The sequence below is a fragment of the Fluviirhizobium alvei genome, assembly GCF_030551875.1.
GTDB classification, from domain to species: domain Bacteria; phylum Pseudomonadota; class Alphaproteobacteria; order Rhizobiales; family Rhizobiaceae; genus Rhizobium_E; species Rhizobium_E alvei.
Genome location: NZ_JAUOZU010000006.1, coordinates 513,165 through 538,752, shown reverse-complemented (window position 1 = coordinate 538,752; position 25,588 = coordinate 513,165). Strand labels below are relative to the sequence as shown.

General features: G+C 59.0%; 25 protein-coding genes. 10 read left to right on the top strand and 15 right to left on the bottom strand.

Annotated elements, in window-relative coordinates; genetic code table 11:
- Nucleotides 1-9: 9 nt before the first annotated feature.
- Genes trpD through Q4481_RS08965 form a run of 4 tightly spaced genes read left to right on the top strand, consistent with a single transcriptional unit; the run spans nucleotide 10 to nucleotide 3,556 of the window.
- Nucleotides 10-1,020, top strand: a complete 1,011-nt coding sequence (trpD, locus tag Q4481_RS08980; protein ID WP_304376002.1) for an anthranilate phosphoribosyltransferase — start codon at nucleotides 10-12, stop codon at nucleotides 1,018-1,020.
- Between the two features lie 9 nt (nucleotides 1,021-1,029).
- A complete protein-coding gene (trpC, locus tag Q4481_RS08975; protein WP_377353574.1) occupies nucleotides 1,030-1,839 on the top strand; it encodes an indole-3-glycerol phosphate synthase TrpC in 810 nt (269 codons plus the stop codon).
- Nucleotides 1,839-2,333 carry a cyclic pyranopterin monophosphate synthase MoaC gene (moaC, locus tag Q4481_RS08970; RefSeq protein WP_304376000.1) on the top strand — a complete coding sequence of 165 codons (495 nt, stop codon included), beginning with the start codon at nucleotides 1,839-1,841 and terminating at the stop codon, nucleotides 2,331-2,333. The genes trpC and moaC overlap by 1 nt, the downstream gene beginning before the upstream one ends.
- Nucleotides 2,333-3,556 carry a molybdopterin molybdotransferase MoeA gene (locus Q4481_RS08965; RefSeq protein WP_304375999.1) on the top strand — a complete coding sequence of 408 codons (1,224 nt, stop codon included), beginning with the start codon at nucleotides 2,333-2,335 and terminating at the stop codon, nucleotides 3,554-3,556. Before moaC ends, Q4481_RS08965 begins: the two co-directional genes overlap by 1 nt.
- 283 nt (nucleotides 3,557-3,839) lie before the next feature.
- Here the strand turns inward: Q4481_RS08965 and Q4481_RS08960 are convergent, their stop codons facing one another.
- Complete coding sequence (locus Q4481_RS08960) at nucleotides 3,840-6,218, bottom strand: ComEC/Rec2 family competence protein (protein ID WP_304375998.1); 2,379 nt, start codon at nucleotides 6,216-6,218, stop codon at nucleotides 3,840-3,842.
- A 284-nt stretch (nucleotides 6,219-6,502) separates the two neighbouring features.
- Here Q4481_RS08960 and gltA point away from each other — a divergent pair, with 284 nt between their 5' ends.
- On the top strand, nucleotides 6,503-7,795 hold the full coding sequence (gltA, locus tag Q4481_RS08955; RefSeq protein WP_304375997.1) for a citrate synthase: 1,293 nt from the start codon (nucleotides 6,503-6,505) through the stop codon (nucleotides 7,793-7,795).
- Between the two features lie 30 nt (nucleotides 7,796-7,825).
- Here gltA and lpxB read toward each other — a convergent pair whose 3' ends face one another.
- The 14 genes from lpxB to Q4481_RS08885 form a co-directional block, all read right to left on the bottom strand.
- On the bottom strand, nucleotides 7,826-9,001 hold the full coding sequence (gene lpxB / locus Q4481_RS08950) for a lipid-A-disaccharide synthase (RefSeq protein WP_304375996.1): 1,176 nt from the start codon (nucleotides 8,999-9,001) through the stop codon (nucleotides 7,826-7,828).
- Nucleotides 8,998-9,879: an LpxI family protein gene (locus Q4481_RS08945; RefSeq protein WP_304375995.1), complete on the bottom strand. Its 882-nt coding sequence runs from the start codon at nucleotides 9,877-9,879 to the stop codon at nucleotides 8,998-9,000. Before Q4481_RS08945 ends, lpxB begins: the two co-directional genes overlap by 4 nt.
- Nucleotides 9,880-9,882: 3 nt before the next feature.
- Nucleotides 9,883-10,701, bottom strand: a complete 819-nt coding sequence (gene lpxA, locus Q4481_RS08940; RefSeq protein WP_304375994.1) for an acyl-ACP--UDP-N-acetylglucosamine O-acyltransferase — start codon at nucleotides 10,699-10,701, stop codon at nucleotides 9,883-9,885.
- Nucleotides 10,701-11,165 carry a 3-hydroxyacyl-ACP dehydratase FabZ gene (gene fabZ / locus Q4481_RS08935; RefSeq protein ID WP_304375993.1) on the bottom strand — a complete coding sequence of 155 codons (465 nt, stop codon included), beginning with the start codon at nucleotides 11,163-11,165 and terminating at the stop codon, nucleotides 10,701-10,703. The genes lpxA and fabZ overlap by 1 nt, the downstream gene beginning before the upstream one ends.
- Complete coding sequence (lpxD, locus tag Q4481_RS08930; RefSeq protein ID WP_304376085.1) at nucleotides 11,158-12,219, bottom strand: UDP-3-O-(3-hydroxymyristoyl)glucosamine N-acyltransferase; 1,062 nt, start codon at nucleotides 12,217-12,219, stop codon at nucleotides 11,158-11,160. Before lpxD ends, fabZ begins: the two co-directional genes overlap by 8 nt.
- Nucleotides 12,220-12,267: 48 nt before the next feature.
- Nucleotides 12,268-14,595: an outer membrane protein assembly factor BamA gene (bamA, locus tag Q4481_RS08925; protein ID WP_304375992.1), complete on the bottom strand. Its 2,328-nt coding sequence runs from the start codon at nucleotides 14,593-14,595 to the stop codon at nucleotides 12,268-12,270.
- A gap of 204 nt (nucleotides 14,596-14,799) precedes the next feature.
- Nucleotides 14,800-15,927: an RIP metalloprotease RseP gene (gene rseP, locus Q4481_RS08920; RefSeq protein WP_304375991.1), complete on the bottom strand. Its 1,128-nt coding sequence runs from the start codon at nucleotides 15,925-15,927 to the stop codon at nucleotides 14,800-14,802.
- A 45-nt stretch (nucleotides 15,928-15,972) separates the two neighbouring features.
- Nucleotides 15,973-16,791, bottom strand: coding sequence for a phosphatidate cytidylyltransferase (locus tag Q4481_RS08915; protein ID WP_304375990.1), 819 nt, complete (start codon nucleotides 16,789-16,791; stop codon nucleotides 15,973-15,975).
- The gene (locus Q4481_RS08910) at nucleotides 16,788-17,525 is read right to left on the bottom strand and encodes an isoprenyl transferase (protein WP_304375989.1); all 738 of its coding nucleotides are present in this window, start codon (nucleotides 17,523-17,525) and stop codon (nucleotides 16,788-16,790) included. The genes Q4481_RS08915 and Q4481_RS08910 overlap by 4 nt, the downstream gene beginning before the upstream one ends.
- 39 nt (nucleotides 17,526-17,564) lie before the next feature.
- Nucleotides 17,565-18,122 (bottom strand): ribosome recycling factor, encoded by a 558-nt coding sequence (gene frr, locus Q4481_RS08905; protein WP_304375988.1) that lies wholly within the window; start codon nucleotides 18,120-18,122, stop codon nucleotides 17,565-17,567.
- A gap of 54 nt (nucleotides 18,123-18,176) precedes the next feature.
- Complete coding sequence (gene pyrH / locus Q4481_RS08900) at nucleotides 18,177-18,899, bottom strand: UMP kinase (RefSeq protein WP_304375987.1); 723 nt, start codon at nucleotides 18,897-18,899, stop codon at nucleotides 18,177-18,179.
- Between the two features lie 218 nt (nucleotides 18,900-19,117).
- Nucleotides 19,118-20,044: a translation elongation factor Ts gene (gene tsf, locus Q4481_RS08895; protein WP_304375986.1), complete on the bottom strand. Its 927-nt coding sequence runs from the start codon at nucleotides 20,042-20,044 to the stop codon at nucleotides 19,118-19,120.
- A 207-nt stretch (nucleotides 20,045-20,251) separates the two neighbouring features.
- Entirely contained in the window at nucleotides 20,252-21,013 is a 762-nt protein-coding gene (rpsB, locus tag Q4481_RS08890; RefSeq protein WP_304375985.1) for a 30S ribosomal protein S2, read from the bottom strand.
- Nucleotides 21,014-21,229: 216 nt separating this feature from the next.
- Nucleotides 21,230-22,060 (bottom strand): cell envelope integrity EipB family protein, encoded by an 831-nt coding sequence (locus tag Q4481_RS08885; protein ID WP_304375984.1) that lies wholly within the window; start codon nucleotides 22,058-22,060, stop codon nucleotides 21,230-21,232.
- A 105-nt stretch (nucleotides 22,061-22,165) separates the two neighbouring features.
- Here Q4481_RS08885 and Q4481_RS08880 point away from each other — a divergent pair, with 105 nt between their 5' ends.
- From Q4481_RS08880 to Q4481_RS08860, 5 genes are all read left to right on the top strand, one after another.
- Complete coding sequence (locus Q4481_RS08880; protein WP_304375983.1) at nucleotides 22,166-22,633, top strand: RidA family protein; 468 nt, start codon at nucleotides 22,166-22,168, stop codon at nucleotides 22,631-22,633.
- A complete protein-coding gene (locus Q4481_RS08875; protein WP_304375982.1) occupies nucleotides 22,633-23,361 on the top strand; it encodes a glycerophosphodiester phosphodiesterase family protein in 729 nt (242 codons plus the stop codon). Before Q4481_RS08880 ends, Q4481_RS08875 begins: the two co-directional genes overlap by 1 nt.
- Nucleotides 23,358-24,530, top strand: a complete 1,173-nt coding sequence (locus Q4481_RS08870; RefSeq protein ID WP_304375981.1) for a GNAT family N-acetyltransferase — start codon at nucleotides 23,358-23,360, stop codon at nucleotides 24,528-24,530. The genes Q4481_RS08875 and Q4481_RS08870 overlap by 4 nt, the downstream gene beginning before the upstream one ends.
- Nucleotides 24,531-24,631: 101 nt before the next feature.
- Complete coding sequence (locus tag Q4481_RS08865; protein WP_304375980.1) at nucleotides 24,632-25,072, top strand: HIT family protein; 441 nt, start codon at nucleotides 24,632-24,634, stop codon at nucleotides 25,070-25,072.
- Nucleotides 25,073-25,161: 89 nt separating this feature from the next.
- Entirely contained in the window at nucleotides 25,162-25,587 is a 426-nt protein-coding gene (locus Q4481_RS08860; protein WP_304375979.1) for a hypothetical protein, read from the top strand.
- The last annotated feature ends 1 nt before the right edge of the window (nucleotide 25,588 follow it).

The window sequence follows — 25,588 nt, the reverse complement described above, 5'->3', positions numbered from 1 at the left end:
ACGCTGGCAATGGCCGATCTCAAGCCTCTTCTCGCCAAGGTCGCCAATGCGGAAGCACTGACCAGCGAGGAAGCCCGCCAGGCTTTCGATATCATGATGTCCGGTGAAGCCACGCCGACACAGATCGGCGGCTTCCTGATGGCGCTCAGGGTCAGGGGCGAGACGACCGACGAGATCCTGGGCGCGGTTGCGACCATGCGCTCTAAGATGTTGAAGGTCTCCGCTCCGGCTGACGCGATCGATATCGTCGGAACCGGCGGAGACGGTGCCCACACCTACAATATCTCGACGCTCGCATCGATCATCGTTGCTGGTGCGGGCGTTCCGGTCGCCAAGCATGGCAACCGTGCGCAGAGTTCGAAATCGGGAACGGCGGATGCGCTTTCGGCTTTGGGCGTGAAGCTCGATCTCGCCCCGGAAACGATCGAACGCTGCATCCTCGAAGCCAATATCGGCTTCATGTTCGCCCAGGCGCACCACAGCGCCATGCGCTTTGTCGGCCCCAGCCGGGTCGAACTCGGCACCCGTACCATCTATAACCTGCTCGGTCCGCTTTCGAACCCGGCCGGCGTCAAGAAGCAGATGATCGGTGTTTTCGCATCGAAATGGCTGCGTCCGGTCGCCGAAACTCTCAAGGCATTAGGGTCGACCGATGTCTGGGTGGTTCACGGCAGCGGGCTGGACGAAATCACAACAGCGGGCACCACCGACGTCGTCGCGCTCAAGAATGGCGACATCACAGAATTTACACTGACGCCGGCCGATTTCGATATGCGTCCGGTAACGCTCGAAGAACTTCGCGGCGGCGATGGCGAGCATAATGCGCGCGCCCTGCGCGACGTGCTTGCCGGGGCTCGCAATCCCTATCGCGATATCGCTGTTGCCAATGCGGCTGCGGCACTCGTCGTGGCTGGCAAAGCCAATACGCTCACCGATGGCGTCGCCCTGGCAAATCAATCACTCGAGAGCGGGTCTGCCGCTGCTGCCCTCGACCGGCTCATCGCCGTCTCCAACGCTTGAGGTTCTGTGATGACCGACATCCTTCGCAAGATCGAAACCTATAAGCGTCAGGAAATCGCGGCCGCCGAGGCCGCCCTGCCGCTGGCCGAACTGCGTAGCCTCGCCGCCGATGCGCCCGCGCCGCGTGGATTTCTCAACGCCCTGAAGCGGAAACAGGCTATCGGCCAAATCGGCCTGATTGCGGAGATCAAGAAGGCGAGCCCATCGAAGGGCCTGATCAGGCCAGATTTCGACCCGCCGATGCTTGCGAAAGCCTATGAGGCAGGTGGCGCCGCCTGCCTCTCGGTGCTCACGGATACGCCGAGTTTCCAGGGCAAGCCGGAATTCCTCACAGCGGCCCGCTCGGCCTGCAGCCTGCCTGCCCTGCGCAAGGATTTCATGTTCGTGCCTTACCAGGTCTATGAGGCGCGCGCCTGGGGTGGCGATTGCATTCTCCTCATCATGGCCTCCCTTACCGACGATGAAGCCCGGCTGCTTGAAGAGACCGCCTTCTCGCTCGGCATGGATGTGCTCATCGAAGTGCATGACGAAGCGGAAATGGAACGCGCGCTTGCGCTGTCCTCGCCGATGATCGGGGTCAACAATCGCAATCTCCGGACATTCGAAGTCGATCTGGCGACGTCGGAACGGCTCGCGGCGATGGTGCCATCAGACCGGCTTCTGGTCGGCGAAAGCGGTATCTTCACCCATGACGATTGCCTGCGACTGGAAAAATGCGGCATTTCGACCTTCCTCGTCGGCGAAAGCCTGATGCGGAAGGACGATGTGACCGCCGCAACGCTCGCACTCCTCGGCCTCGACAAAGCGGCAGCCGAGTGATGACGACCTCAAGCCTCACCCATATCGGCGAGGATGGCGAAGCCAGAATGGTCGATGTCAGCGCCAAATCGGAAACGGTCCGCGTTGCCGTTGCGGTCGGTCATATCCGCATGCGACCGGAAACGCTGGATCTCATCCTGTCCGGCAATGCACTGAAGGGAGACGTGATCGGTGCCGCTCGGATTGCCGGCATCATGGCTGCCAAGAAGACATCGGATCTTATCCCGCTTTGTCATCCGCTGCTGATTTCGAAAGTGACCGTCGATATCAGCCCCGACAGCACGCTTCCGGGCTTCAGGGTCGAGGCAACAGTGAAACTCACCGGCAAGACCGGTGTGGAGATGGAAGCACTGACCTCCGTCTCCGTTGCCTGCCTCACGATCTATGACATGGCAAAGGCCGCAGACAAGGCCATGGAAATCGGCGGCATTCATCTTCAGTCGAAATCCGGCGGCAAGTCCGGCGATTTTCACTATCCCGAAACGGTGGAATGATGGCGCTGCTTCCCGTCGCCGAAGCACAACAACTGCTCTTTGCGGCGACCAAGCCGATCGATCACATCGAAACGGTGGCGATCGCCGAAGCGGGTGGCCGCGTGCTCGCCGCTCCCCTGATGGCCCGGCTGACACAGCCTCCCTTTGATGCCTCCGCCATGGATGGTTATGCGGTACGTGCCGAGGATGTCGCGGAACTCGGTACCCGCCTGCGGGTCATCGGCCAATCCTCGGCAGGCCATGGCTATTCCGGCACCGTCGGTCCCGGTGAAGCCGTGCGCATCTTCACCGGTGCTCCGGTGCCCGAGGGCGCAACCGTCGTCCTGTTGCAGGAAGATGCCGAGAAGACCGACGATGGCCACATCGTCAATCGATTCGCCCCCGCTGCCGGTCGCCATATTCGCCCGCGCGGTCAGGATTTCCGGGACGGTGAAACCGTTCTCGAACCTGGAACGATCCTGGATGCCGGGGCCCTGATGGTGGCTGCGGCGATGAACCATGCCGAACTGCCCGTCTATCGCAGGCCGCTCGTCGCCGTCATTGCGACCGGAGATGAACTGGTGCGCCCCGGTGATATGCCCGGCCCTGACCAGATCATTGCCTCGAGCACCTATGCCGTCGGCCATCTGGTACGGGCCGCCGGTGGCGACGTTCTCGATCTCGGGCTGGTCGCAGACAAGGCCGACCATATTCAGGCTGCAGTGAACCGGGCGTTGGACGCAGGCGCCGATATCATCGTTACCCTGGGTGGTGCGTCGGTGGGCGATCACGACCTTGTGCAATCGAGCCTCAAGCATATGGGCATGGTGCTGGATTTCTGGCGCATTGCCATGCGGCCGGGCAAACCGCTGATGGTCGGCGCTCTTGGTCCTGTCCGCGTTCTCGGACTGCCGGGCAATCCGGTTTCCACAATGGTTTGCAGCTATCTTTTTCTGGAGCCGCTGCTCGCCATTCTCGGCCACCGTCCGCTGCCGAATCGCATGGCGATGGCGCGTACGGACGTTGCGCTTGCGGCCAACGATCATCGTCAGGATTATCTGCGGGCGGTGCTTTCCACCGGGAGTGATCTGACGCGTTCGGTGCGTCCGCATAGCCAGCAGGACTCATCCCAGATGAAGATCTTTGCGCGGTCGGATTGCCTGATCGTTCGGCCACCGCATGCGCCGGCCGCTGCCGCGGGCGACGAGGTTCCGGTGCTCCTCCTGCGGCAACCGGCATTCTGACATCGAACCGACAGCCTATTGCGGATCGGCCTGATTGAATCATTCTGCGACAAGGAATTTTTGTTAGGATCAAGGGCTTTGTCGAGAGCGTACCTATAGGTACGGTCGATGGCAAAGACCGTAGAGATTGGCAAAAATTCATGTCGCCCAAAGGGTTGGCTGAAACTGGCTCTCCGCAACGTCGAGCGGCTTGGCTGTATGCTGCGGCTACAGCTCGCGCCGCTCTCCTCGCGGGAAACCAGTTTGAGCCAACAGAATTGTTTCAATCAGGCCGATCTACGCTCTAAGGATCGGCAAAACTGTCGGTGCGCCAATCGTAGAAACGGTGTTCCGACCAGGGGCGCCAGTCGCCGTTGAAGCTTGCCTCAAGGATCGGCGGACGGCCGGCAGAAGGCCAGCGCAGTTCGATCGCCCCGCTTCTGCGCAATGTCTGGCGCGAAAAAAGCAGCGCGCCCGACCGGCAAGACGAAAACCGAACCGGAACCGGTGTCACGACGATATCGGCATGGTCGCAGGCAAGACCGACATAGGCGCCGACCGGTATCCAGGCAACCACGAGCCCATTGTTCAAACGGCCCAGGCACCAGGCTTTCCTGCGACAGGCAAGCGCCTCGCCTCCAAGGCCAGCAATATCAGCCGCCAACGCTATTCGAGCCTGACCAAGCTCTTCTGCCGTCGCATCCCGTTTCGGCTCGGGCAGCCCCTCGCCCGCGATCGCTACTGGTAACCGGTAATCGGTCATCGCCAGAGCATAGAACCATTGCCGTGTTGCAAAACCGTCCTTGCGGCTGCTGCTGAGGGCAAGGTCATCGCCCTTCACAAGTGCAATCGCTGCCCCGTCCTCCCGCACCAGCAGGTCGGGACGTTTCCTTTCCGGCGCGACCGTAGCGCCGATGAGCAGAAGAACGATGAGGATGCTTCCAATATGGCGCAACGCGGTGCGCATCAATGTCAGGATCAGAAAGCCGATGGTAACGCCGATGAAGAGCCAGGGTGGTAATTCGCCCGTTACGACCTCGCCTTTGAAACTGGCAATCCATTTGGCGATGGCGATCACCCATTCGAGACCCCATCCCATGATGTGAAGCGCCGGTGCATCAAGACCGAAAGGCATCAGCACGAGCGCAACGATCCCCGACGGCATGACGATGAACGAGATGATCGGCATGGCGAGCAGGTTTGCCGGCAGGCCCCAGGTCGCCAACCGGTGAAAATGTTCAGCCGAGTAGAGCGCGGTCGAAAGGCCACCAATCAACGAGGTGATAAAGATCCCGCCCACGAAACGGAGAACTTGCTCGCCCCACGCCGGAACAGGAAAGGGCAGATGGAACGGCGTGCCTTCTTTCCAGAGCGTATAGCCGGCGACGAGACCCAGAGTCGCAGCATAGGACATCTGGAAGCCAGGCCCCATGACGGCAGACGGGGTAAGAACCAGGATCAGGATGGCGGATAGGGCCACATTGCGAAAACTGATCGACGGCCGGCCCAACAATGCCGCAACCAGTACCACCGCCATCATGATATAGGCGCGTTCGGCCGAAACCGCGAAACCGGAAATGAGATAGTAGAAGGTGACGCTCAGCAGTGCGCCGGCGGCGGCAATCTTCTTCACTGGCAGCCGATGCGCCGAAGCTTGCGACAGACTGAGCACAACCCGGATCGAGACAAAGAAAACGCCAGCGGCGAGTGCCATGTTGAGGCCGGAAATGGCCACGATATGGGCAAGGCCGGCCAGGCGCAGCGCTTCGGTCGTCTCGAGGCTGATCGCACGCCGGTCATCCGTCACCATCGAGGAAGCGAATGCACCGGCATCTCCCGCGACCACGCTCCGGATCCGCTCGGAAATGGCGGTTCGGACAGTCTCCATCGTTTCCGAAATGATCATGGGCAAAGTTCGAGATCGATCCGGCTCGATCTCATTGGCTACGGCTCCGAGAAAATAGCCCATGGCGCCGACGCCTTCGAAATAGGCGGCAAAGGCAAAATCATTGAGGCCCGGCAATGTAGGACCCGACGGCGGCGATAGCCTGGCCCTGCCCTCGAGCACCGAACCGAGACCGAAGCCTTCCGCCTTCCCGGATAGCGTCAGCCGCACCACCTGTGGCGGGCGTCGCAATTGCGGCTCCTTTGTCGTCAGGACAGCCAGGAGATAACGCCAGCGGCCATTCGCGTCGGCTTCGCGCGCAAGAATCCGGCCACGAATCGTTGTGGTGACGGGACTATCGAGAATGATGGTTGCTATTCTGCGTGTTTGCAGATCCGCCAGGGCCATACCGACCATCATGAGCAGACAGCAACCGATCACCGCTCGAAGAACAAAGCGTTCGCGGCTTGTGAACAGCAAGGCCAGGAACGACAGGCTGGCGGCGAACAGAATGGCGAAAATGCTCGGCGTGGTGGCAAGCGAGAACCAGAACGCAGCCCCCGCCCCAAGGAAGACCGGTGTCCAGCAGAACAGTTGGCCCAGGTCGCGCTCGAATGCGAGCTTTTCGGCAACGAATGCAACGATCTCCAATGCCATCAACCGCCGAAAACCCGGCCAATGCGACATAGCAGGTACAGGCTTCTCAAGTGCATTCACAGCGGGAAGCAACACCGGTCGAGAGGGTGCTTGCAGATTGTCATAGTCGACGGGTCGCGTTTCGTCGTCCTTGAGTGCCATGGCCGTTTCCACAGGAGCAATTCATACTGCAACTATTGATTGGAGACGGCAATCGTTTCGCGATGATTTGATGGCCACTTTCTCACCGCATTTATTCAATCGATTAAATTATCAGCGCTGCATTTTCCCTTTGCTTTTGGGCTTTTGCGGTGCCAGAAATTCCTGCGGCGATGCAGCAATACCGCTTTGGTACAGCTTGGCATCGTAGGCTAAATCAGATAGCAAAAGCCCGTGAACAAATGTGGCGGCTTTGTGACCGCCAATAACAAGGACCGGAGGCACTCATGGCTGACAAGAAGGCGGTTTTGAAAATCGATGGCAAGGATATCGAACTCGACGTTCGATCTGGCTCCATCGGTCCGGACGTGATCGATATCAACCCGCTCTACAAACATTCCGGCGCCTTCACCTACGACCCGGGCTTTACCTCCACTGCGTCCTGCGAATCCAAGATCACCTATATCGATGGCGATGAAGGCGTTCTGCTTCACCGCGGTTATCCGATCGAGCAGCTGGCCGAAAAGGGCGACTTCCTCGAAGTCTGCTACCTGCTGCTCTACGGCGAACTGCCGACCGCTGCCCAGAAGGCCGATTTCGACAACCGCGTCACCCGCCATACGATGGTGCACGAGCAGATGTCGAAGTTCTTCAGCGGCTATCGTCGCGACGCCCACCCGATGGCCGTGATGGTTGGCACTGTCGGCGCTCTCTCGGCGTTCTATCACGACTCGACCGACATCACCGATCCGCATCAGCGCATGGTTGCGAGCCTTCGCATGATTGCCAAGATGCCGACGATCGCCGCCATGGCTTACAAGTATCATATCGGCCAGCCCTTCGTTTACCCGAAGAACGATCTAGGCTATGCAGCAAACTTCCTGCATATGTGCTTTGCCGTGCCTTGCGAGGAATACAAGGTCAACCCGGTGCTCGCACGCGCCATGGACCGCATCTTCATCCTGCATGCCGACCATGAGCAGAATGCATCGACCTCGACCGTTCGTCTGGCCGGTTCGTCGGGCGCCAACCCGTTCGCCTGTATCGCTGCCGGTATCGCCTGCCTCTGGGGTCCGGCTCATGGCGGCGCCAATGAAGCTGCACTCAACATGCTGATGGAAATCGGAACGGTCGACCGTATTCCGGAATATATCGCCAAGGCCAAGGACAAGAACGATCCGTTCCGTCTGATGGGCTTCGGTCACCGCGTGTACAAGAACTACGACCCGCGCGCGCGCATCATGCAGAAGACCATGTATGAGGTTCTGGAAGCCACCGGCCGCCACAATGACCCGCTGATGCAGGTTGCGCTCGAACTTGAAAAGATCGCGCTCAGCGACCCCTATTTCAAGGACAAGAAGCTCTACCCGAACGTCGATTTCTATTCGGGCATCACGCTGCGTGCACTGGGCTTCCCCACGACGATGTTCACCGTGCTCTTCGCGCTTGCCCGTACGGTGGGCTGGATTGCACAATGGGCCGAAATGATCGAAGATCCGCAGCAGCGTATCGGTCGTCCCCGTCAGCTCTATACCGGCGCGCCGAAGCGCGATTATGTGAAGCTGGATGATCGCGGCTGAGAAGAACCGCAGACGTATTGAAAAACCCGGTCATGAACTGGCCGGGTTTTTCTTTGCCATGGTAGCGAATACCGCACGCGCCGCGGTTAAACCCGACGGCTCGCCCGTCGCCATCCGCTCGAAGATCGTATCGAAGCCAGCAATCATGGCAGCGCGTTCCGGCGTATCGATTGCCAGCCTTTCGAGCAGGCGCGCCACCAGCCCCGGCCGGATGAACTCGTCGAAACATTCCTGCACCACCTGTCGATCAGCGATCAGGTTCGGCAAGGAGGCCGACCAGACTGTGATGCGACTGAGGAAGAAACGAATGAAGACATCGGTCTTGTAGCAGGAAACTGTCGGGATCCCGGTTAGCGCCAGTTCAAGCGTCACGGTTCCAGAGGCCGCAACAGCGGCATCCGCTTGAGCAAAGGCCGACCATTTCGCTTCTTCGCCGACAAAGATCTCCGGCTTGATCGACCACCCCGCGACGATCTCGCGGATTTGGGCTTCTCGATGTTTGACCGTCGGCATCATAAAGCGGTAGGTGCCGCGCTCGGACAGGATCACAGCGACCTTTTCGAATTCCGGCATCAGTTTCGCGATCTCGCTGGATCGTGAGCCGGGAAGAAGAAGGATGGTGCGCGGTCCCAAGGGTTCGCTCAGACGCCGCTCAATAAGCTGGTTCCTCGCCTCCAGCAGTGTCGGCAGACTGCGAAGCCGATGGCCGACATAGGTCGAGGGCGGTCCATCGAGAGTTTTCAGAGCTTCCGGCTCGAAGGGAAGCACCGCAAGCACGTGATCGACATAGGCGCGCATGGCCGGCGCGCGCTTCGGTTTCCAGGCCCAGACGCTCGGGCAGACATAATTGATCACCGCGAGATCCGGCAGGACCTTGCGGACCTTGCGGGCCACCCGGTGGGTGAAATCCGGACTGTCGATGATGATCAGGACATCGGGCTTGGCGGCAATGATGGCGTCCGCGGTCTGTCCGATCCGTCGCAGCAGCCGCGGCAGCTGTTTCAGAACCGCTGTTACGCCCATGATAGACAATTCGCTGAAGTCGAAAAGGCTCACAAGCCCCTCGGCCATCAGACCCGGACCGCCGACGCCAATCAGTTCGAGAGGCTTTTGAGAAAGCTGCCGCATCTGGCGGATCAGGTCGGCACCGAGAAGGTCGCCCGAGCTTTCACCCGCAATGACGGCAATCTTGAGGGGAGCATTCACGGAGCGCGTCCTTCGGTCTGTTGCGGGTCGATGCCATAGACGAACATGCCATGACGATCGGCGAAATCACAGACAGCCTGTCGATCAAGGACCAGCGAACGTCCGGCCTCGATCGCAACACCGGCCAAGCCTGCCTTGTGGGCATTTTCGAGCGTCGACACTCCAATCGATGGCAGGTCCATCCGCTCGTCCTGACCTGGCTTGCAGAGTTTGACCAGAACGCCGCGACGGCGCGAAGACACGCGTCCGGCCGATTTGAGATCGGCGACGCGCAGGAGAACTTCATCGGTTCCTTCTGGCCCCTCCAGGGCAACGACACGCCCACCAACGGTGACGGCTGCCTGGCCGATATCCAGGCGTCCGATGGTCAGGGCCGCGTCGATGGCGACGCCTATATCGGCAATGGCCTCCTTGTCGGGACGATGCTGGCCGATCGGCCCCGTTTCCGCAAGCAGGTCCGGCGCAATCTCATGAGCGCCGATGACCCTGCGGCCACGTCTTTCGATCAGATTCGCCACCATGGTAAGAAGCGCATTGTCGCCACCGGAAACCAGTTTGCGAATGCCTTCCGGCACCTTCAGCAATGTCGCCAGATTGAGCCTGAGTTCAGAGAGCGCCGGACGGCGTTTGATGGCGCCGCACATGACGACGCGATCGATATTGTTGGAATGCGCAATCTGGTCGAAACCGGCAACATTTCCGAGACCGAGCCAGACATGGTCCCAGCCGCTCCAGTCAAGCGCCGTTTCGCCCTCCATGGCGATGATCAGCGGATCTTCCCCTGCCCGCCTTGCCGCTTCCGCCACATAGAGCGGCAGTTTTCCGCCGCCGGCAATGATTGCCAATCGCCCCGGCTGCTGTTCGCGAGCCGAGTTCAAGGCTCAACCCTTCCGGGTTCGGTTGGGCGAGCAGAGCGCACGTTCGGCATCTGCAGCAATGAAATCGAGAATTTCAACCACTTCCGGACAATCGAGATACTCGTCACGGATACGTGCCGCATTGGCGCGAACCGACCCTTCGCCCTCGAAAATTTCCTTGTAGGCCTTGCGGACGCGATGAATGGTGGCGCGCTCGATGCCCGCACGCGTCATGCCCACCACATTCAAACCATCAAGGAAGCCCGGATTGCCATGGACCATCCCGTAGGGAATGACATCGTTCGGCACACCCGTCATGCCACCCACGAAGGCGTGGCGGCCAATGCGGCTGAACTGGTGCACGGCAGAACCGCCGCCGATGATCGCGCGGTCGTGAACGATGACATGGCCAGCGAGAAGAACATTGTTCGACAGGATGATGCCATTGCCGAGCTGGCAATCATGCGCCACGTGCGAATAGGCCAGAAACAGGTTGTTGTCGCCGACCACCGTCTTGCCACCGCCACCGGCAGTACCGGTGTTCATGGTGACGCCTTCACGAATTGTGTTGTTCTTTCCAACCGTTAGCGTCGTTTCCTCACCTGCGTGATGCACGCTCTGAGGGTCGGCGCCAATGACGGTCGACGGAAAGATCTTTGTCTTGCCGCCGATGGATGTGCGTCCGGTGACCACAACATGGCTGATCAGTTCGACATCGTCTCCAAGGACGACCTTCGCCCCGACTGTGCAGAATGGACCGATACGGACATTCTCCCCGATCACAGCGCCATCTTCGACGATGGACATGGGATGGATGATGGCGCTGGCGGCTATTGTGCTCATTACTTGTCCTTGGCAGTCATCATGGCGCCGACATCAGCTTCCGCGACGAGCTGACCATCGACGAGGGCATCGCAGTGGAACTTCCAGATCGAGCCGCGCTGCTTCTGCTTGGTCACATGGAATTCGACCCGATCTCCCGGTACCACCGGCTTACGGAAGCGGGCGTTGTCGATCGTCATGAAATAGACGAGCTTTTCCTCGCCGCCCATGAAACGTGCGCAAATCGCGCCAGCCGTCTGCGCCATCGCCTCGATGAGCAAGACGCCCGGCATGATCGGCTTTTCCGGGAAATGACCGGTAAAATGCGGCTCATTAATGGTGACATTCTTGATTCCAATAGCCGAATTGTCGCCATCGATTTCGATGATCTTGTCCACGAGAAGGAATGGATAGCGATGCGGCAGAAGCCGCATGATCTCGAGAATATCAACGGAGTCCAGACTGGTCTTTTCACCCTCAGCCATCGGCCTTCTTCCCCTTCTTCTTGCGCCCTTCCGATTTCATCATCAATTCGGCCATGTCCCTCAGGAAATCCTTGATGGGTCTGGCCGGAATGCCACCATATTTCTCGCCGCGCGGGACGCTGGCAATCACACCGCTCATGGCGGCAATCTGCACACCGTCACCGACGGTAATGTGGCCATTGACCCCGGTTCCGCCACCGATCTGAACACCATCACCGATCTTCGTGCTTCCGGCGATGCCGACCTGCGACACAATCGCCGTATGGCGGCCGACGCGAACATTGTGGGCGATCTGAACCTGATTGTCGATCTTGGTGCCCTCACCGATCACCGTGTCATCCATGGTACCGCGATCAATCGTCGTGTTGGCGCCGATCTCGACATTGTCCTGAATGATCACACGACCGATCTGCACGATCTTGTCCATACCGCGCGGACCGGGCGCATAGCCAAAGCCATCCTGGCCGATCCGCGCACCATTGTGAATGATGACGCCGTTGCCCAGATAGGCGCAGATGATCGTCACCCCCGCCGCAATGGAACAGTCACGCCCGATCTTGACATTCTGGCCGATCACACTGCCGGCGCCGATCGTCGTCCCGGCGCCGATCGACGCGCCATCGCCAATCACCGCAAGCGGTTCGATCGTGACATTTTCTTCAAGATGGGCGGATGGCGCCACATAGGCAGACGGATGAACGCCGCTGGTCGTTGTGTTCCGAAAGGCAACCATGGCCTCGGGATGAAAGATCGCGCCCGCCTTGGCAAAGGCAATATGCGGCGTCTTGCTGACCAGGACTTGGATTCCAGCGGGCACCAGATCGGCAAGCGCGGCATCACAGATTATGGCTGTCGCCTTGCAGGTCTCGAGTTCCGAAGCCGTCTTGCGGGAAAGCATGTAGCACACATCGCCTTCCTTGGCCCGATAGACCGGAGCGACATCGCAAACCAAGAGATCCACTGCTTCAGGATTCAGTAATTGCAAGCCGAGCTTGGCAGCAAAATCTTCCAGCCGCACCCCTTCATGGGGTGGGAAAAATTCGGAATGTGTCATCATGCACCTTCGCGGAGCGACGCCCAAGGCATCGCTCCGGTCGTTAGATCAGAAGGCGGTCGAGATGCCGAACTTCAGGCGCTGGACCACATCGAAGTCCTGCTTGACGAGCGGGATGGCATAGTCGACGCGGAGCGGACCGAACGGCGAAGCCCAGATAAGGCTTGCACCTGCAGAAACGCGCCACTGCATGTCTTCGCCCTGCACCACACCGCGGGTCACCTTAACATCGTTGCCATAAAGCGTACCGGCATCGAGGAAGAAACCACCGCGGAAACCGGAATCCTGCGGGATACCCGGCAGCGGGAACGAGACATCGGCTGTTGCGGTGAAGTAGGTCGTACCACCCAGCGGATCGCCGTTCTTCGTCATGCGGGGACCGATACCCTTATTGGCAAAACCGCGGATATCGTCAGAGTCGAGCGAGAACTGGTCGAATACATTCAGATTCCCGCCATTGGTCGAGAACATATGACCAGCCGAACCGCCCAACGATGCGACAAGATCCATCTCGTCCGACAGCGTCTGGTAATAGCGCGCCTTGCCCGACAGCTTGTAGAAATCGGAGTCACCGCCCAAACCGGCGAATTCATGCGTGACCGACGCGTTGATGCCCTCATGCGGAAGCACCATTGTATCGAGTGAGTTATAATTGATCGACTGCGATACAGACGAAATCAGCCACGGGCTGCCCTTCACGATGTCCTGATACGGTTGCGACAGGCGCCATGCCGAATCCGAAGTATAATCGACTTCCTTATAGTTATAACGGAAGGTCGTGGTCAGGTTGTTCGTGATCGGCGCCGTAACGCGGAGCGAGAAGCCCTGATCCGCATAGGTATAGTTGTCGTAAACGCTGTTTTCAGACTTGAACAGGTCGAAACCGGCCGCCAGACGATAGCCCAGGAAATAGGGCTCGGTGAAGGCGATCGAGTAATTGCGGGTCACGGCACCGCCGCTCGCGGAAACCTTGATATACTGACCGCGACCGAGGAAGTTCTTTTCCTCAACCGAAGCCTCGACGATGAAGCCCTCGCCACCGGTCGCATAACCACCACCGATACCGAAGTTACCGGTCGACTGGTCAACAACATCAACAATGATCACGACTCGGTCAGCGGCGCTGCCCGGCTGCGTGGAAATGTTGACAGAAGCAAAATAGCCGAGACGCTCAAGACGACGCTTGGCCTGGGCAATCTTTTCCTGGTTGAAGGCATCGCCTTCCGCAAGGTCAAACTCGCGACGGATCACGTAATCGCGCGTCGACATGTTGCCACGCACCTCAATGCGCTCGACATAGGCGCGCTCACCCTGATCCACCAAGTAATCAACGCTGATGGTCTTGCCGCTCATGTCGCGGTTGCCGCGCGGCGTTACGCGAGCAAACGGATAGCCGGCAGCAGCGACACGTTCCGAAATCGCAGAGATCGAATCCTGCACGTCACGGGCACGATAGGTCTTGCCCTGACGGCTATCGACCAGACGCTTCAACTCTTCGGCGTCAACGCCATCAACCGTGCTCTCGACATTCACCGGACCGAATTCATAACGCTCACCTTCATCGACTTCAAAGGTGATGTGATACTCGTTCGTGTTCGGGTCGAGCGTCGCATTCGACGACAGGACGCGGAAATCGGCATAGCCGTGATTGTAGTAGAACTGGCGCAGCGCCTCTTCATCGGCCCGCAGCTTGTCTTCGCTGTAGATGTCCTTACGGGTCAGGAACGACAGGAAGTTCGAACGCTTCGTGATGATCACGGCGCGCAGACGACCGTCGCTATAGGCATTGTTGCCGGAGAATTCGATATTGTCGATCTTCGTGCGGTCGCCTTCGTTGATCACGAAGGCAAGGTTGACGCGACCATCACCCACCGGAACGGTCTGCGTCGTGATCTGCACATCGGAACGACCGATCGCATTGTAGGCTTCGCGAATCGCCTGGATGTCGGATTCGATCATCGTTTCGCTGTAGGCACCCAACGGACGGGTACGCACGAGCGTCGCGAGCTTGTCATCCTTGAGCTTGCGATTGCCGTTGAATACCACCTGGTTGATCAGCTGGTTTTCATTGACCGTGACGACCAGAGTCCCACCGGACACGCCGATACGAACATCCGAGAAGAAGCCGGTCGCATAAAGACGCTTGATCGACGCATCGATATCGGCATTGGAGAAGTCTTTGCCCGGAGCGATCGTAAGCGCTGCCCGTACGGTGTCAGCACCAACCCGCTCGGCACCGCGGACATCGATCCGGCGGACGACAGCGGCCTCAGCGGAGACCGGCGAAACGAGCACCATCGTACCGGCAGCCGTCAAAACACTGGCGGAAATCGCGAATGCAGAAACCGCGCTCAGAAATCTCGAACTACCATTCATTTTAACGTCTTACCTTTTCCGTTACACGGCTATTGGCACTTTGACTCCGCAGGGAGCCGTCATTGCCGTTTTACCCGCTTTTTCCCTACAAGCAAGGGAGACGGTTAAATTCTGTTTACTTCGTTTCCGAGCGTGGCTCATTCGCCACTGCCACATGAAAACATAGTAAACACTTTGTTTCCCGCCGACCCTACCTGTCGAATATCATCCGATCAGGGACGTAATGTCGTTCCACGTCGCAAAGATCATCAGCGACAGGACTAACGCCATTCCAATACGATAGGCAATGCCTTGGGCTGCCTCTCCCACTGGTTTTCCCCTCAATGCCTCGACCGCATAAAACATTAGATGGCCGCCATCAAGTACCGGAATCGGCATCAGATTAAGAAGTCCGATGGAAACCGACAGGACTGCGGCAAGATGCAGCAAGGCAACGAAACCAAGCGTGGCAATCTGACCCGAGGTTTGTGCCACTTTGATCGGTCCGCCGAGCTGATCGGCCTTCATGCGACCGGAAATCAGGTTGGCGATATAATCGAATGTTCCGGTCACAATATTGCCGGTTTCACGCACCGCCTCGCCCACTGCTGCCATTGGCGACAGGTGCACGATCCGCATGTTTCCCGCCGATTTGTCGGTCAGGATTCCGATGATTCCCATTTCCATCTTGTTGCCGAAACGGTCGGTGATCTCCGTCAGAAGCGGCGTGATGGGCAGGGTCAGTTCCTCGCCGCCACGGCGCACTCCGATCTGCATGGCGATCCCCGGCCGTACACTGACATAGCGGCGCACATCATCGAATGTCTCGACCTTGCTGCCATCGATCGTCAGAAGCACATCACCCGGCTTGATTCCCGCCGTTTCGGCGGCACTGCCAGCCCGAACTTCCGAGACGACCGGATCGGTTACGCTCTTTCCGTAGGCCATGAAGATGCCGGACAGGATGACGATCGCCAGAATGAAATTGGCAATCGGACCGGCTGCAACCGTTGCCGCGCGCTTCCACAGCTTGGCGCCGAGGAAGGTTTTTTGGCGCTCGCTTTCCGGCAGAGCTGCAAGCGCATCGAAATCGGGCGTGCTGGCCGCATCGGCATCGCCGTAAAAGCGGACATAACCGCCCAGGGGAATCGCCGAAAGCTTCCAGCGCGTGCCATGCTTGTCGATGAAGCCCGCAAGTTCGGGACCAAACCCGAACGAAAATGTCATGATCCGGATACCGCTCCAGCGCCCCACCAGATAGTGGCCCATTTCGTGAACGAATACGATGAGCAGGATAACGAAAAGGAAGGCTGGGATCAGGAGCGCCATCGGGCTTGCCGTTATCGACTGCATATCCATCTCGAAAACCTTTCAAACCTGTAGGCGGCACCAGACGGTTTACAGGCCGCCGGTCGTCGCAAAGAGCTGCCCGGACAGGGCTGCAATGATCAGACCACCCAAAAACGCCAGAAAACAGGCGAAAACAAGGGCGTCCACTCGGTCCATGACACCGCCGTGACCGGGAATGAGATGGCTGGAATCCTTGACGCCGAACCGCCGCTTGATCCAGGATTCAAAGAGATCACCAATCTGGCCGGCAATCGACAGGATAGCGGCAATGAGCGGCAACCATGGCGACACCGGCTGGCCTGAAACCCATATCAGAAGGCAACCGGCAAGCACGCCGGCAATCGTTCCGCCAATGGCACCGGACCAGGTCTTGCCGGGCGAGATTTTCGGCGCAAGCTTGGGTCCACCCACTGCACGGCCGACGAAATAGGCCAGAATGTCCGATCCCCAGACAACAGCAAACAGGAACAGGATGGTGATTAGACCATTGTCTCCGGTTCTGAGCGCCGCAAGAGAAACAGCCGAAAGACCCGAATAGAAAATGCCGCCCGGCAGCCAGAAGCCCGTCTTGCGAAAGGCGGACAGGACCGCTGCCGCAAGCGTAAATCCGAGGAGAAGAAGAAGAGCCCGTTCGCTCGTATGAAAGACAGTCTCGTAGGCGACAAGCGCCATGCTGATCCAGCCGAAAACGAGACCGAATCGATCCGATCGGGCAATGCCGGTTATTGTCGACCATTCATAATAGACGAGCAGACCGATGGCGGCAGACAGGAGACTGAAGGTCAGGCCGCCGATCCAGGTGGCACCCAGAACGATGATCGCCAGGACGATTGCGGAGATGATCCGCAGTCTCAGTTCGGTGCTCATCGCGACACCGCCGCAGCGACAGGATCGACGCCACCGAAACGCCGTTCGCGCCGGGCGAAGCTCTCAAGCGCTGCCATGAAGGTTTCGCGGCTGAAGTCTGGCCAGAAATCGGGAATGAACAGCAGTTCGGCATAGGCTGCCTGCCAGAGCAGGAAGTTGGACAGGCGCTCCTCACCCGATGTCCGGATAATGAGATCCGGATCCGGAATGCCGAACGTATCGAGTTCGCGGGCAAATGCGACCGGCGTGATCGCCTCGACCGAAAGTTCGCCGGCGGCAACCCGTGCTGCCAGCTTGCGTGCAGCGCGGGCGATTTCGTCACGGGAACCATAATTGAAGGCGATCACCAGCGTTAGGCCGGAATTGTCCTTGGTCGTTTCTTCCGCCTCGAGAAGAAGCGGCAGCACATCGCCCGGCATGTTGTCGCGGGCTCCGATGATGCGGATGCGTACATTTTCGCGATGCAGTTCCGCCAGATCGCGGCGGATGAACGCCTTGAGAAGGCCCATCAGGTCGTTGACCTCGGTTTCCGGACGCGTCCAGTTTTCCGAGGAGAAGGCGAAAAGCGTCAGATAGGAAATACCGAGATCCCCGGCAACGCGCACGGCCTCGCGGACGGCCTCGACACCCTTGCGATGTCCCATCGTCCGCGGATAGCCACGCATCTTGGCCCAGCGGCCGTTGCCATCCATAATGATGGCAACATGCTCCGGCACCCGTCTCGTCACGTCCATTTCACCAAGTCCGCCCAAGGAGCCGATTCCCACTCCGCACTAAACCTGCATGATTTCTTTTTCTTTGTCCTGAAGCAAGCGATCGATTTCGACAATCGTATCGTCGGTCATCTTCTGCACCTTTTCGGATGTGCTGCGGCTTTCATCCTGCCCCATATCGCCATCCTTCTCCGCCTTTTTCAGGGCGTCCATGCCGTCACGACGAACATTTCGCGCCGCGATCTTCGCCTTTTCGGCATATTCATGCGCGACCTTGACCAGCGACTTGCGGCGTTCTTCGTTGAGCTCCGGCAGCGGAATACGAAGGTTCTGGCCTTCGACAATCGGATTGAGACCGAGATTCGATTCGCGAATGGCGCGATCGACCGCCTGGACCATGGAACGATCCCAGATATTGACGCCCAGCATGCGCGGTTCGGGAACGGTGATGTTGGCCACCTGGTTCAGAGGAACGCGCGAACCATAGGCTTCGACATGCACCGGATCGAGAATGTTGGCCGAAGCGCGGCCGGTCCTGAGCGAGGCGATATCGTGCTTGAAAGCGTTGATGGCGCCATCCATGCGCCGCTTCAGTTCATTGAGATCGATAGAACTCATAGCCAACTCCTGTTTGCCCGTGGTCTATTCCCGAATGGGAACCGTCCAGACCTTTCAATTGTCCTTGACGATGGTCCGGCGACCACCGCCCGTCAGAATCTTCGTGAATTCGCCTTCTTCATGGATCGAAAAGACGATGATCGGAATATGGTTTTCACGCGCCAGCGCAACGGCCGCAACATCCATCACGGCCAGGCCTTTTTCAAGCACTTCGGAATGGGTGAGGCTATCGAAACGCGTCGCATCGGGCACCTTTTTCGGGTCTGCGGAATAGATACCGTCGACCTGGGTGCCCTTGAAGATCGCTTCCGCGCCCATTTCGGCGGCGCGCAGGGCTGCTGCCGAGTCGGTGGTGAAGAAGGGATTGCCGGTGCCGCCGGCGAAAATGACCACGCGGCCGAGCGACAGATGATAGAGCGTGGCGCGCTGCGAGAAGCTTTCGCAGATTTCCGGCATCGCGATGGCCGACAGAACCACCGTGTCGATGTTCAGCTTGCGCAGTGAAGTGGCGAGCGCCAGCGCGTTGATGACGGTTGCGAGCATGCCCATATGGTCGCCGGTCACGCGATCGCCGCCCTTGGATGCCACGGCAACACCGCGGAAGATGTTGCCGCCACCGACGACCACCCCAACTTCGACACCAAGCGCCCTGGCTTCGGCAATGTCATTGGCTATACGATCGGCCACGGCAACGTCGATGCCGAAACCTTGGCTGCCCATCAGCGCCTCGCCCGACGCTTTCAGAAGAACGCGCTTATAAATGGCTTTCGAGGTCATGGTATCTCCGTTGGCTGTCGGGAAGCATCGGCTTCCGGCTCATTGCATCCCGAATGGACGCCCGGGACGGGCGTTTCGCATTCCGGCGAGCGGAAGCATCGCATGGCTGCGACATCGGCTTTATCGTCTCGGAATCGAATATGTTCACAGGCGGATACACGAAGGGCACCGCGATGTCACGCGGTGCCCTCGATTATCCCGGCTTAGGTTAACCGGTTTTACTTCTTGGCGACGGCAGCCACTTCAGCGGCAAAGTCGGTCTCTTCCTTCTCGACACCTTCGCCGAGCAGGAGGCGGGCCATGCCGACAACTTCAATCGCTGCACCGGCTTCCTTTTCCGCTTCCTTGATGGCAGCGGCAACGGTCAGGTCCGGATTGATGACGAAGGACTGCGACAGGAGCGCGACTTCTTCGAAGAACTTGCGCATGCGACCATCCACCATCTTTTCGATGATGTTGTCCGGCTTGCCGGAAGCGCGCGACTGTTCGATGAAGACGGCGCGTTCGCGCTCGGCCACTGCCGGATCGACTTCCTCGGCGCGGACGGCGAGCGGGTTCGTTGCAGCAATATGCATGGCAACCTGGCGGCCGATCGAGGTCAGGACGGCCTTGTCGCCGACCGACTTGAGGGCAACCAGAACGCCGAGCTTGCCGATTCCATCGCCAGCAGCGTTGTGAACATAGGTGGCCACGACGCCGTGCTCGACTTCAAGCATGGCTGCGCGACGCAGCGTCATGTTTTCGCCGATCGTTGCGATCGCGTCCTTGATCGAGTCAGAAACGGACTTGCCGGTTGCGGGATAGGCAGCGGCGCTGATGGCATCAACCGAACCGTCGGTCGAAAGAGCGACCTGAGCAACGCCACGGACGAGGTCCTGGAAGGCATCGTTGCGGGCAACGAAGTCGGTTTCGGAATTGATTTCGACGACCACGGCCTTGTGGCCCATGGATGCGATGCCGATCAGGCCTTCGGCAGCCGTGCGGCCCGACTTCTTGTCAGCCTTGGCGATGCCCTTGGCGCGCAGCCAGTCGATTGCAGCTTCGATGTCGCCGTTGGTTTCCGACAGAGCCTTCTTGCAATCCATCATGCCTGCGCCGCTTTTTTCGCGCAGGGTCTTCACCATTTCAGCCGTAATTGTGGTCATTTGGGAACCTCTTCATGTCCGCTGGACAGATCTTGCGAAAGATTGTCCGATGGAGTTCGAACGGAGTTTATTCAAACGCGTGACAGCGGTGTGACGATCCTGTTGAAGACCGGCAGGCCCGCCGATGTAAAAAAACCGCATCGCCCATGCAACGCGGCTTTCGAAACCAATGGGGGGCCGGGCAGCGCCCTGCCCCCGAAAGCACGATCAGGCTTCTTCCGAAAGAGCCGGCTCGGCAATCGGCTCAGCCGAAGCGCCGAGGTCAACGCCCGAAGCACCCTGCTGACGCGAGATACCATCGATGGCAGCGCGTGCGAACAGGTCGCAATAAAGAGCGATGGCGCGCGAAGCGTCGTCGTTGCCCGGGATCGGATAGTCGATCAGGTCCGGATCGCAGTTCGAGTCGATGATGGCGACGACCGGGATGCCCAGACGCTTGGCTTCATCGATGGCGATCTTTTCCTTGTTGGTGTCGATGACAACCATCAGATCCGGCGTGCCGCCCATGTTACGGATACCGCCGAGAGCCTTTTCGAGCTTTTCGCGCTCGCGCTCAAGGTTCAGGCGTTCCTTTTTGGAGTAGCCCGAAGCGTTCGAGCCGAGGATCTCGTCGACCTTACGCAGGCGCTGGATCGAGTTCGAGATGGTCTTCCAGTTGGTCATCATGCCGCCGAGCCAGCGGGAATTGACATAATACTGGGCCGAACGCTTGGCGGAATCAGCGATCAGGTCAGAGGCCTGGCGCTTGGTGCCAACGAACAGCACGCGACCGCCACCGGCAACGGTGTCGGAGATCACTTTGAGTGCCTGATGCAGCATCGGCACGGACTGGGCGAGATCGATGATGTGGATGCCACCACGGTCACCGAAGATGTAATTCTTCATCTTCGGGTTCCAGCGATGAGTCTGGTGGCCAAAATGAACGCCTGCTTCAAGCAGCTGGCGCATGGAAAAATCGGGCAATGCCATGCCTTGTTACTCCTTTTCCGGTTGAACCTCCGTGAAGCTTGAAGCAAGGTTTCCCTCACCACCGGGCGGAACCAGCCGGATTTCTCCCCGACAGGCACCAGACTTCACGTGTGGAATGGGAGGCCGCATATACTGATTGGCACTGCAATGCAAGCGCCAGGCAGAGAATTTGGCGTTTATGGCAAGAGAAAGCGGCAAAGAAGGCGCGTCGGTGCCCTATTGTTTCGCGCACGCCTCCGCGGGAAGCATGTCGAGCTTCACGAGATTGCCCTTGAGAACGAAATCTCCGTAATCCATCGTCAAATCGCGCGAGACGCCGTTGGGATAGAGCTTGAACGACATCCGATAGGTCGGAAGTGCGTCTGACGTCTTGTTTTCATCAAAATAGGCGATCGTCACCGGCCAGGTCTTTTCGCTCTTCAGCGTTCCTGCATTTTCCGCATCGGGATCACCGGGAAGGACACCGATGGGTGAGCCGACGAAGGTGGACGTAAACAGTGCCTTGTCGCCATTTTCGGAGCCGTCGAAAATGCGGGTTTCGAAGAAATGTTCGCCCTTGCGCGCCCGCTCGATCACTTCCAGCATATGTTGGGTCGGGAAACGGCCAGCCTCGAGATCGAGAGCCCTGTCATCCGGCTCCATCAGTTCGACCTTGGTCTTTCCGCCGATATTCTCGGCAAAGCCGCTGACCGATTTGTCCAGCCGCTCGTCGGTGTAGGACTTGCTGGAAAATTCGAAGCGACTGTTGCGCAGATCTTCGAAGGTGGTGCTCTGCTGGTCTGTCGTTCGTTTCTCGCCCCCCGTATCTACCTGCGTGACGAATCGGAAATTGACCCGATAGCCCTCGCATTCGGAACCGGTGAACTCGTAGACCATGCGGCCGAACATCGCCGTAATCCCGGCTCGCTCGTTGGCATCCTTGAGTTCGAGATTGTAGACAGCCCGGTGCGGCACGAGGCCGGAGACACCCTGAGCCGTTGCCGGCAGCGCCCCTGCAGCCACTCCGAGAGCCGTCGAGGCCACCAGAATTTTCACACGAAGATTCATCGAATTCTCCTGTTGCGCCGGGCGCGAAAGCGATTAAGTAATTCGCATTGTCGCGAATTTCCGCGACCCGTGCAAGTCTGCAGACCATACCAGAAAGGCTATTCCATGACCGCGGAAATCCAGGCCCGGCTCGCGGCCAAGGGCATCACGCTTCCGAACGCCGCCGCACCCGCCGCCAACTATGTTCCCTTTATGCAGACAGGCAACCTGCTGTTTATCTCGGGGCAGTTGCCGCTGGAAAACGGTGCGCTCGCCGTCAAGGGATTGCTTGGCAAGGATGTGACCCTCACCGAGGGTCAGCGCGCTACCGAACTCTGCGCCGTCAATATCCTCGCTCAGGCCAATGCTGCGCTCGGCGGCGATCTCGGTCGCATAAGCCGTGTCGTGCGGATCACCTGCATGGTCGCCTCGACGCCCGATTTTGTGGAACAGCATCTGGTCGCCAACGGCGCTTCGAACCTGCTGGTCGAAATCCTCGGCGAAAAGGGCAAGCATGCCCGCGTTGCGGTCGGCGTGGCCAGCCTGCCGCTCAATGCAGCCGTCGAGATCGACGTGATTATGGAAGTCGCCTGATGCGTGATGCCGCTTTCGTCAAACGTCTTCCGGTCGCCCATCGCGGCCTGCATGACGGGAACAATGCTGTCTGGGAAAACACGCTCAGCGCCTTCAAGCGCGCGGTCGATGCCGGTTACGCCATCGAATGCGATCTGCAATATGTTGCCGATGCCGTTCCAGTCGTCTTCCATGACGATGACATGGAACGGCTCCTGAAGATCAAGGGCGATGTCCGGGAAAAGTCGTCCGGCGAACTGTCGCTGATGTCGATCGGCGGCACCGCTGACAAGGTGCCGACGCTGAAGGCGCTTCTCGATCTCGTCAAGGGCAAGGTTCCTCTGGTGATCGAACTCAAAGGCCGCGAAGGCGACGATGAGGGATTTGCCGCGTCGGTTCTCGAGATTCTCGAAGGCTATGACGGTGAAGTCGCCCTGATGAGCTTCGATCACCATCTCCTCAAGGACCTCGCCGAACTCGAAAGCCCCTACCCGATCGGTCTGACGGCAGAAGGCGTTCGTCCGGTGGATTTCGACGCGCATCGTGCAGCGATGGCCTATGGTCTGGATTTCATCTCCTATTGCGTCATGCACCTGCCGAATGGTTTCATCGAGGAACAGCGCAAAGCGTCCGTTCCGGTGATCACCTGGACCGTGCGCAACAAGGCGCAGGCGGACCATTCCTACGCGCATGCCGACCAGATCACCTTCGAAGGCTTTGATCCCCGTGCGGAAGGAACCGCGGTTTGAAGATCCGCTTCGCCTCTTCCTTCGGCGAGATCGATGAAAAGGCCTGGCGCCGGCTGACCGGCGCGAGCCGGGATTGCGGTGCCTATAATCCCTTCCTGTCGCATGCGTTCCTGTCGAGCCTTGAAGAGAGCGGTTCTGCCGTAGCGCGCACCGGCTGGCAGGGTCACCATCTTCTGCTCGAAACCGACGAGGGTGAGCTTCAGGGGGCCGTGGCAGGCTATCTCAAGAGCCACAGCCAGGGCGAATATGTCTTCGACCACGGTTGGGCGCAGGCTTTCGAACGCGCCGGTGGGCGCTATTATCCGAAGCTGCAATGTTCGGTGCCCTTCACCCCGGCGACCGGCCCTCGCTTGTTGACCGTCGATGACACGGCAGACCGGAACCGACTACGGTTGATCCAAGCGTTGAAAAAGGAAACCGACCGTCTCGGTCTGTCCTCCTGCCACATAACCTTCCTACAGGATGACGAATGGTCCCTGCTTGAGCAGGAGGGGTTCCTGCACCGAACCGACCAGCAATTCCATTTCGTCAATCAGGGCTATTCCAGCCACGACGATTTTCTAGAGACGCTGGCTTCCCGCAAGCGCAAGGCACTGCGCAAGGAACGGCGTGAGGCGCTTGCCAACGGCATCGAGATCGACTGGCTGACCGGCAAGGATCTGACCGAGGAAATCTGGGACCAGTTCTTCGCCTTCTACATGGATACGGGAAGCCGCAAATGGGGCCGGCCCTACCTGACGCGCCGCTTCTATTCCTTGATCGGGGAGCGGATGGCCGACGACATCCTGCTCGTCATGGCCCGGCGCGAGGGACGCTACATTGCTGGCGCCATCAATTTCATCGGATCCGATACGCTCTATGGCCGCCATTGGGGAGCGCTCGAGGATCATCCCTACCTGCATTTCGAGGTCTGCTATCACCAGGCGATCGATTTTGCGATCGCGCGTGGCCTGAAGACGGTCGAGGCCGGCGCACAGGGCGAGCACAAGCTGGCGCGCGGCTATCTACCGGTCACCACCCATTCGGCGCACTACATTGCCCATCCCGGCTTGCGCCGCGCCGTCGATGACTATCTCGAACATGAGCGTCGGGAAGTGGCCGCGATCGGCGAGTATCTCCACGAGCATAGTCCGTTCCGCAAGGGCGGACCGATGCCGGACGAAAGCTGAGCTAAGGGTAGCCACTGGGGCAATTCCGCGCCCTTGCACTTGATACGCCATGGTTTTAGACGCAATCTCGAACCAGAAACGCATCAAGGGAGACTCACACCATGCCCGGCATCCCGCCCTACGATACCAACAACATCTTCTCGCGCATCCTGCGTGGCGAACTGCCTTGCCACATGGTCTATGAGGACGAGCATTCGATGGCCTTCATGGATCTGATGCCGCAATCGGAAGGCCATACGCTGGTCATTCCCAAGGCGCCGTCACGCAACCTGCTCGATGCAGACCCGACGACCTTCATGTGGCTGATGCCGGCGGTGCAGAAGATCGCCAAGGCAGTCAAGCGCGCCTTCCATGCCGATGGCATTCGCGTCGTGCAGTTCAACGAGCCCGGTGCCGGCCAGACCGTGTTCCATCTGCATTTCCATGTGATTCCGGTCTATGAAGGTGTCGAGTTGAAGCCGCATGCCGGCAAGCCTATGGATGGTGGCCACCTGTCGCAGAATGCGGAGAAAATCCGCGAGGCCCTGAAATTCATTTCATGAAATGACCATGATTTACGGCGAAGCCTGAAACCAGGTTCCGATGACAGGAACTGACACGCGGTCCGAGCCATCCAGAAAGGATGATCGCCATGAAGGCTATAGTCATCGTCATGAATATACTGGGTTGCGACGATGGCGGCGCCAATTGCCTGCCTGTCGCAACCGTTGCCCATGAATGGCAGACGATCTCGCAATGCGACAAGGCGTCCGAGCGTGAACTGAAGGCCTATCAGAACATTTCCTACCCGATGGTCGTCGCCGTCTGCCAGAGTGCCGACGATCCGGGATATGAGGATGCCGAACAGGATGCCGAAAACATCACCGCAGCCGAACAGAAGGCTGGCAAGGTTCCCGAGCCCCCGGAGGAGGCGAAAGATCCGGGTCTTACAGGCAAGGCCGTAGCACTGGTCAAGACCGTGGTTCCTTCGAAAAAGGAACTGTCGACGATCATCCATGCGCCCGTACGGGTCGTCACCGGCACCTACAACTGGGTGTCCCGCAAGGTTTCGTTCTGAA

What these genes read in the sequence shown, in the direction of transcription:
- Q4481_RS08865 (WP_304375980.1), top strand. Translation starts at nt 24,632, where the DNA reads ATGCCCGGCATCCCGCCCTACGATACCAACAACATCTTCTCGCGCATC.
- Q4481_RS08875 (WP_304375982.1), top strand. Translation starts at nt 22,633, where the DNA reads ATGCGTGATGCCGCTTTCGTCAAACGTCTTCCGGTCGCCCATCGCGGC.
- rpsB (WP_304375985.1), bottom strand. Translation starts at nt 21,013, where the DNA reads ATGGCATTGCCCGATTTTTCCATGCGCCAGCTGCTTGAAGCAGGCGTT.
- trpC (WP_377353574.1), top strand. Translation starts at nt 1,030, where the DNA reads ATGACCGACATCCTTCGCAAGATCGAAACCTATAAGCGTCAGGAAATC.
- bamA (WP_304375992.1), bottom strand. Translation starts at nt 14,595, where the DNA reads ATGAATGGTAGTTCGAGATTTCTGAGCGCGGTTTCTGCATTCGCGATT.
- Q4481_RS08880 (WP_304375983.1), top strand. Translation starts at nt 22,166, where the DNA reads ATGACCGCGGAAATCCAGGCCCGGCTCGCGGCCAAGGGCATCACGCTT.
- lpxD (WP_304376085.1), bottom strand. Translation starts at nt 12,219, where the DNA reads ATGACACATTCCGAATTTTTCCCACCCCATGAAGGGGTGCGGCTGGAA.
- pyrH (WP_304375987.1), bottom strand. Translation starts at nt 18,899, where the DNA reads ATGACCTCGAAAGCCATTTATAAGCGCGTTCTTCTGAAAGCGTCGGGC.
- Q4481_RS08910 (WP_304375989.1), bottom strand. Translation starts at nt 17,525, where the DNA reads ATGGACGTGACGAGACGGGTGCCGGAGCATGTTGCCATCATTATGGAT.
- gltA (WP_304375997.1), top strand. Translation starts at nt 6,503, where the DNA reads ATGGCTGACAAGAAGGCGGTTTTGAAAATCGATGGCAAGGATATCGAA.
- lpxA (WP_304375994.1), bottom strand. Translation starts at nt 10,701, where the DNA reads ATGAGCACAATAGCCGCCAGCGCCATCATCCATCCCATGTCCATCGTC.
- tsf (WP_304375986.1), bottom strand. Translation starts at nt 20,044, where the DNA reads ATGACCACAATTACGGCTGAAATGGTGAAGACCCTGCGCGAAAAAAGC.
- trpD (WP_304376002.1), top strand. Translation starts at nt 10, where the DNA reads ATGGCCGATCTCAAGCCTCTTCTCGCCAAGGTCGCCAATGCGGAAGCA.
- Q4481_RS08860 (WP_304375979.1), top strand. Translation starts at nt 25,162, where the DNA reads ATGAAGGCTATAGTCATCGTCATGAATATACTGGGTTGCGACGATGGC.
- frr (WP_304375988.1), bottom strand. Translation starts at nt 18,122, where the DNA reads ATGAGTTCTATCGATCTCAATGAACTGAAGCGGCGCATGGATGGCGCC.
- Q4481_RS08885 (WP_304375984.1), bottom strand. Translation starts at nt 22,060, where the DNA reads ATGAATCTTCGTGTGAAAATTCTGGTGGCCTCGACGGCTCTCGGAGTG.
- Q4481_RS08915 (WP_304375990.1), bottom strand. Translation starts at nt 16,791, where the DNA reads ATGAGCACCGAACTGAGACTGCGGATCATCTCCGCAATCGTCCTGGCG.
- rseP (WP_304375991.1), bottom strand. Translation starts at nt 15,927, where the DNA reads ATGCAGTCGATAACGGCAAGCCCGATGGCGCTCCTGATCCCAGCCTTC.
- Q4481_RS08960 (WP_304375998.1), bottom strand. Translation starts at nt 6,218, where the DNA reads ATGGCACTCAAGGACGACGAAACGCGACCCGTCGACTATGACAATCTG.
- moaC (WP_304376000.1), top strand. Translation starts at nt 1,839, where the DNA reads ATGACGACCTCAAGCCTCACCCATATCGGCGAGGATGGCGAAGCCAGA.
- fabZ (WP_304375993.1), bottom strand. Translation starts at nt 11,165, where the DNA reads ATGGCTGAGGGTGAAAAGACCAGTCTGGACTCCGTTGATATTCTCGAG.
- Q4481_RS08965 (WP_304375999.1), top strand. Translation starts at nt 2,333, where the DNA reads ATGGCGCTGCTTCCCGTCGCCGAAGCACAACAACTGCTCTTTGCGGCG.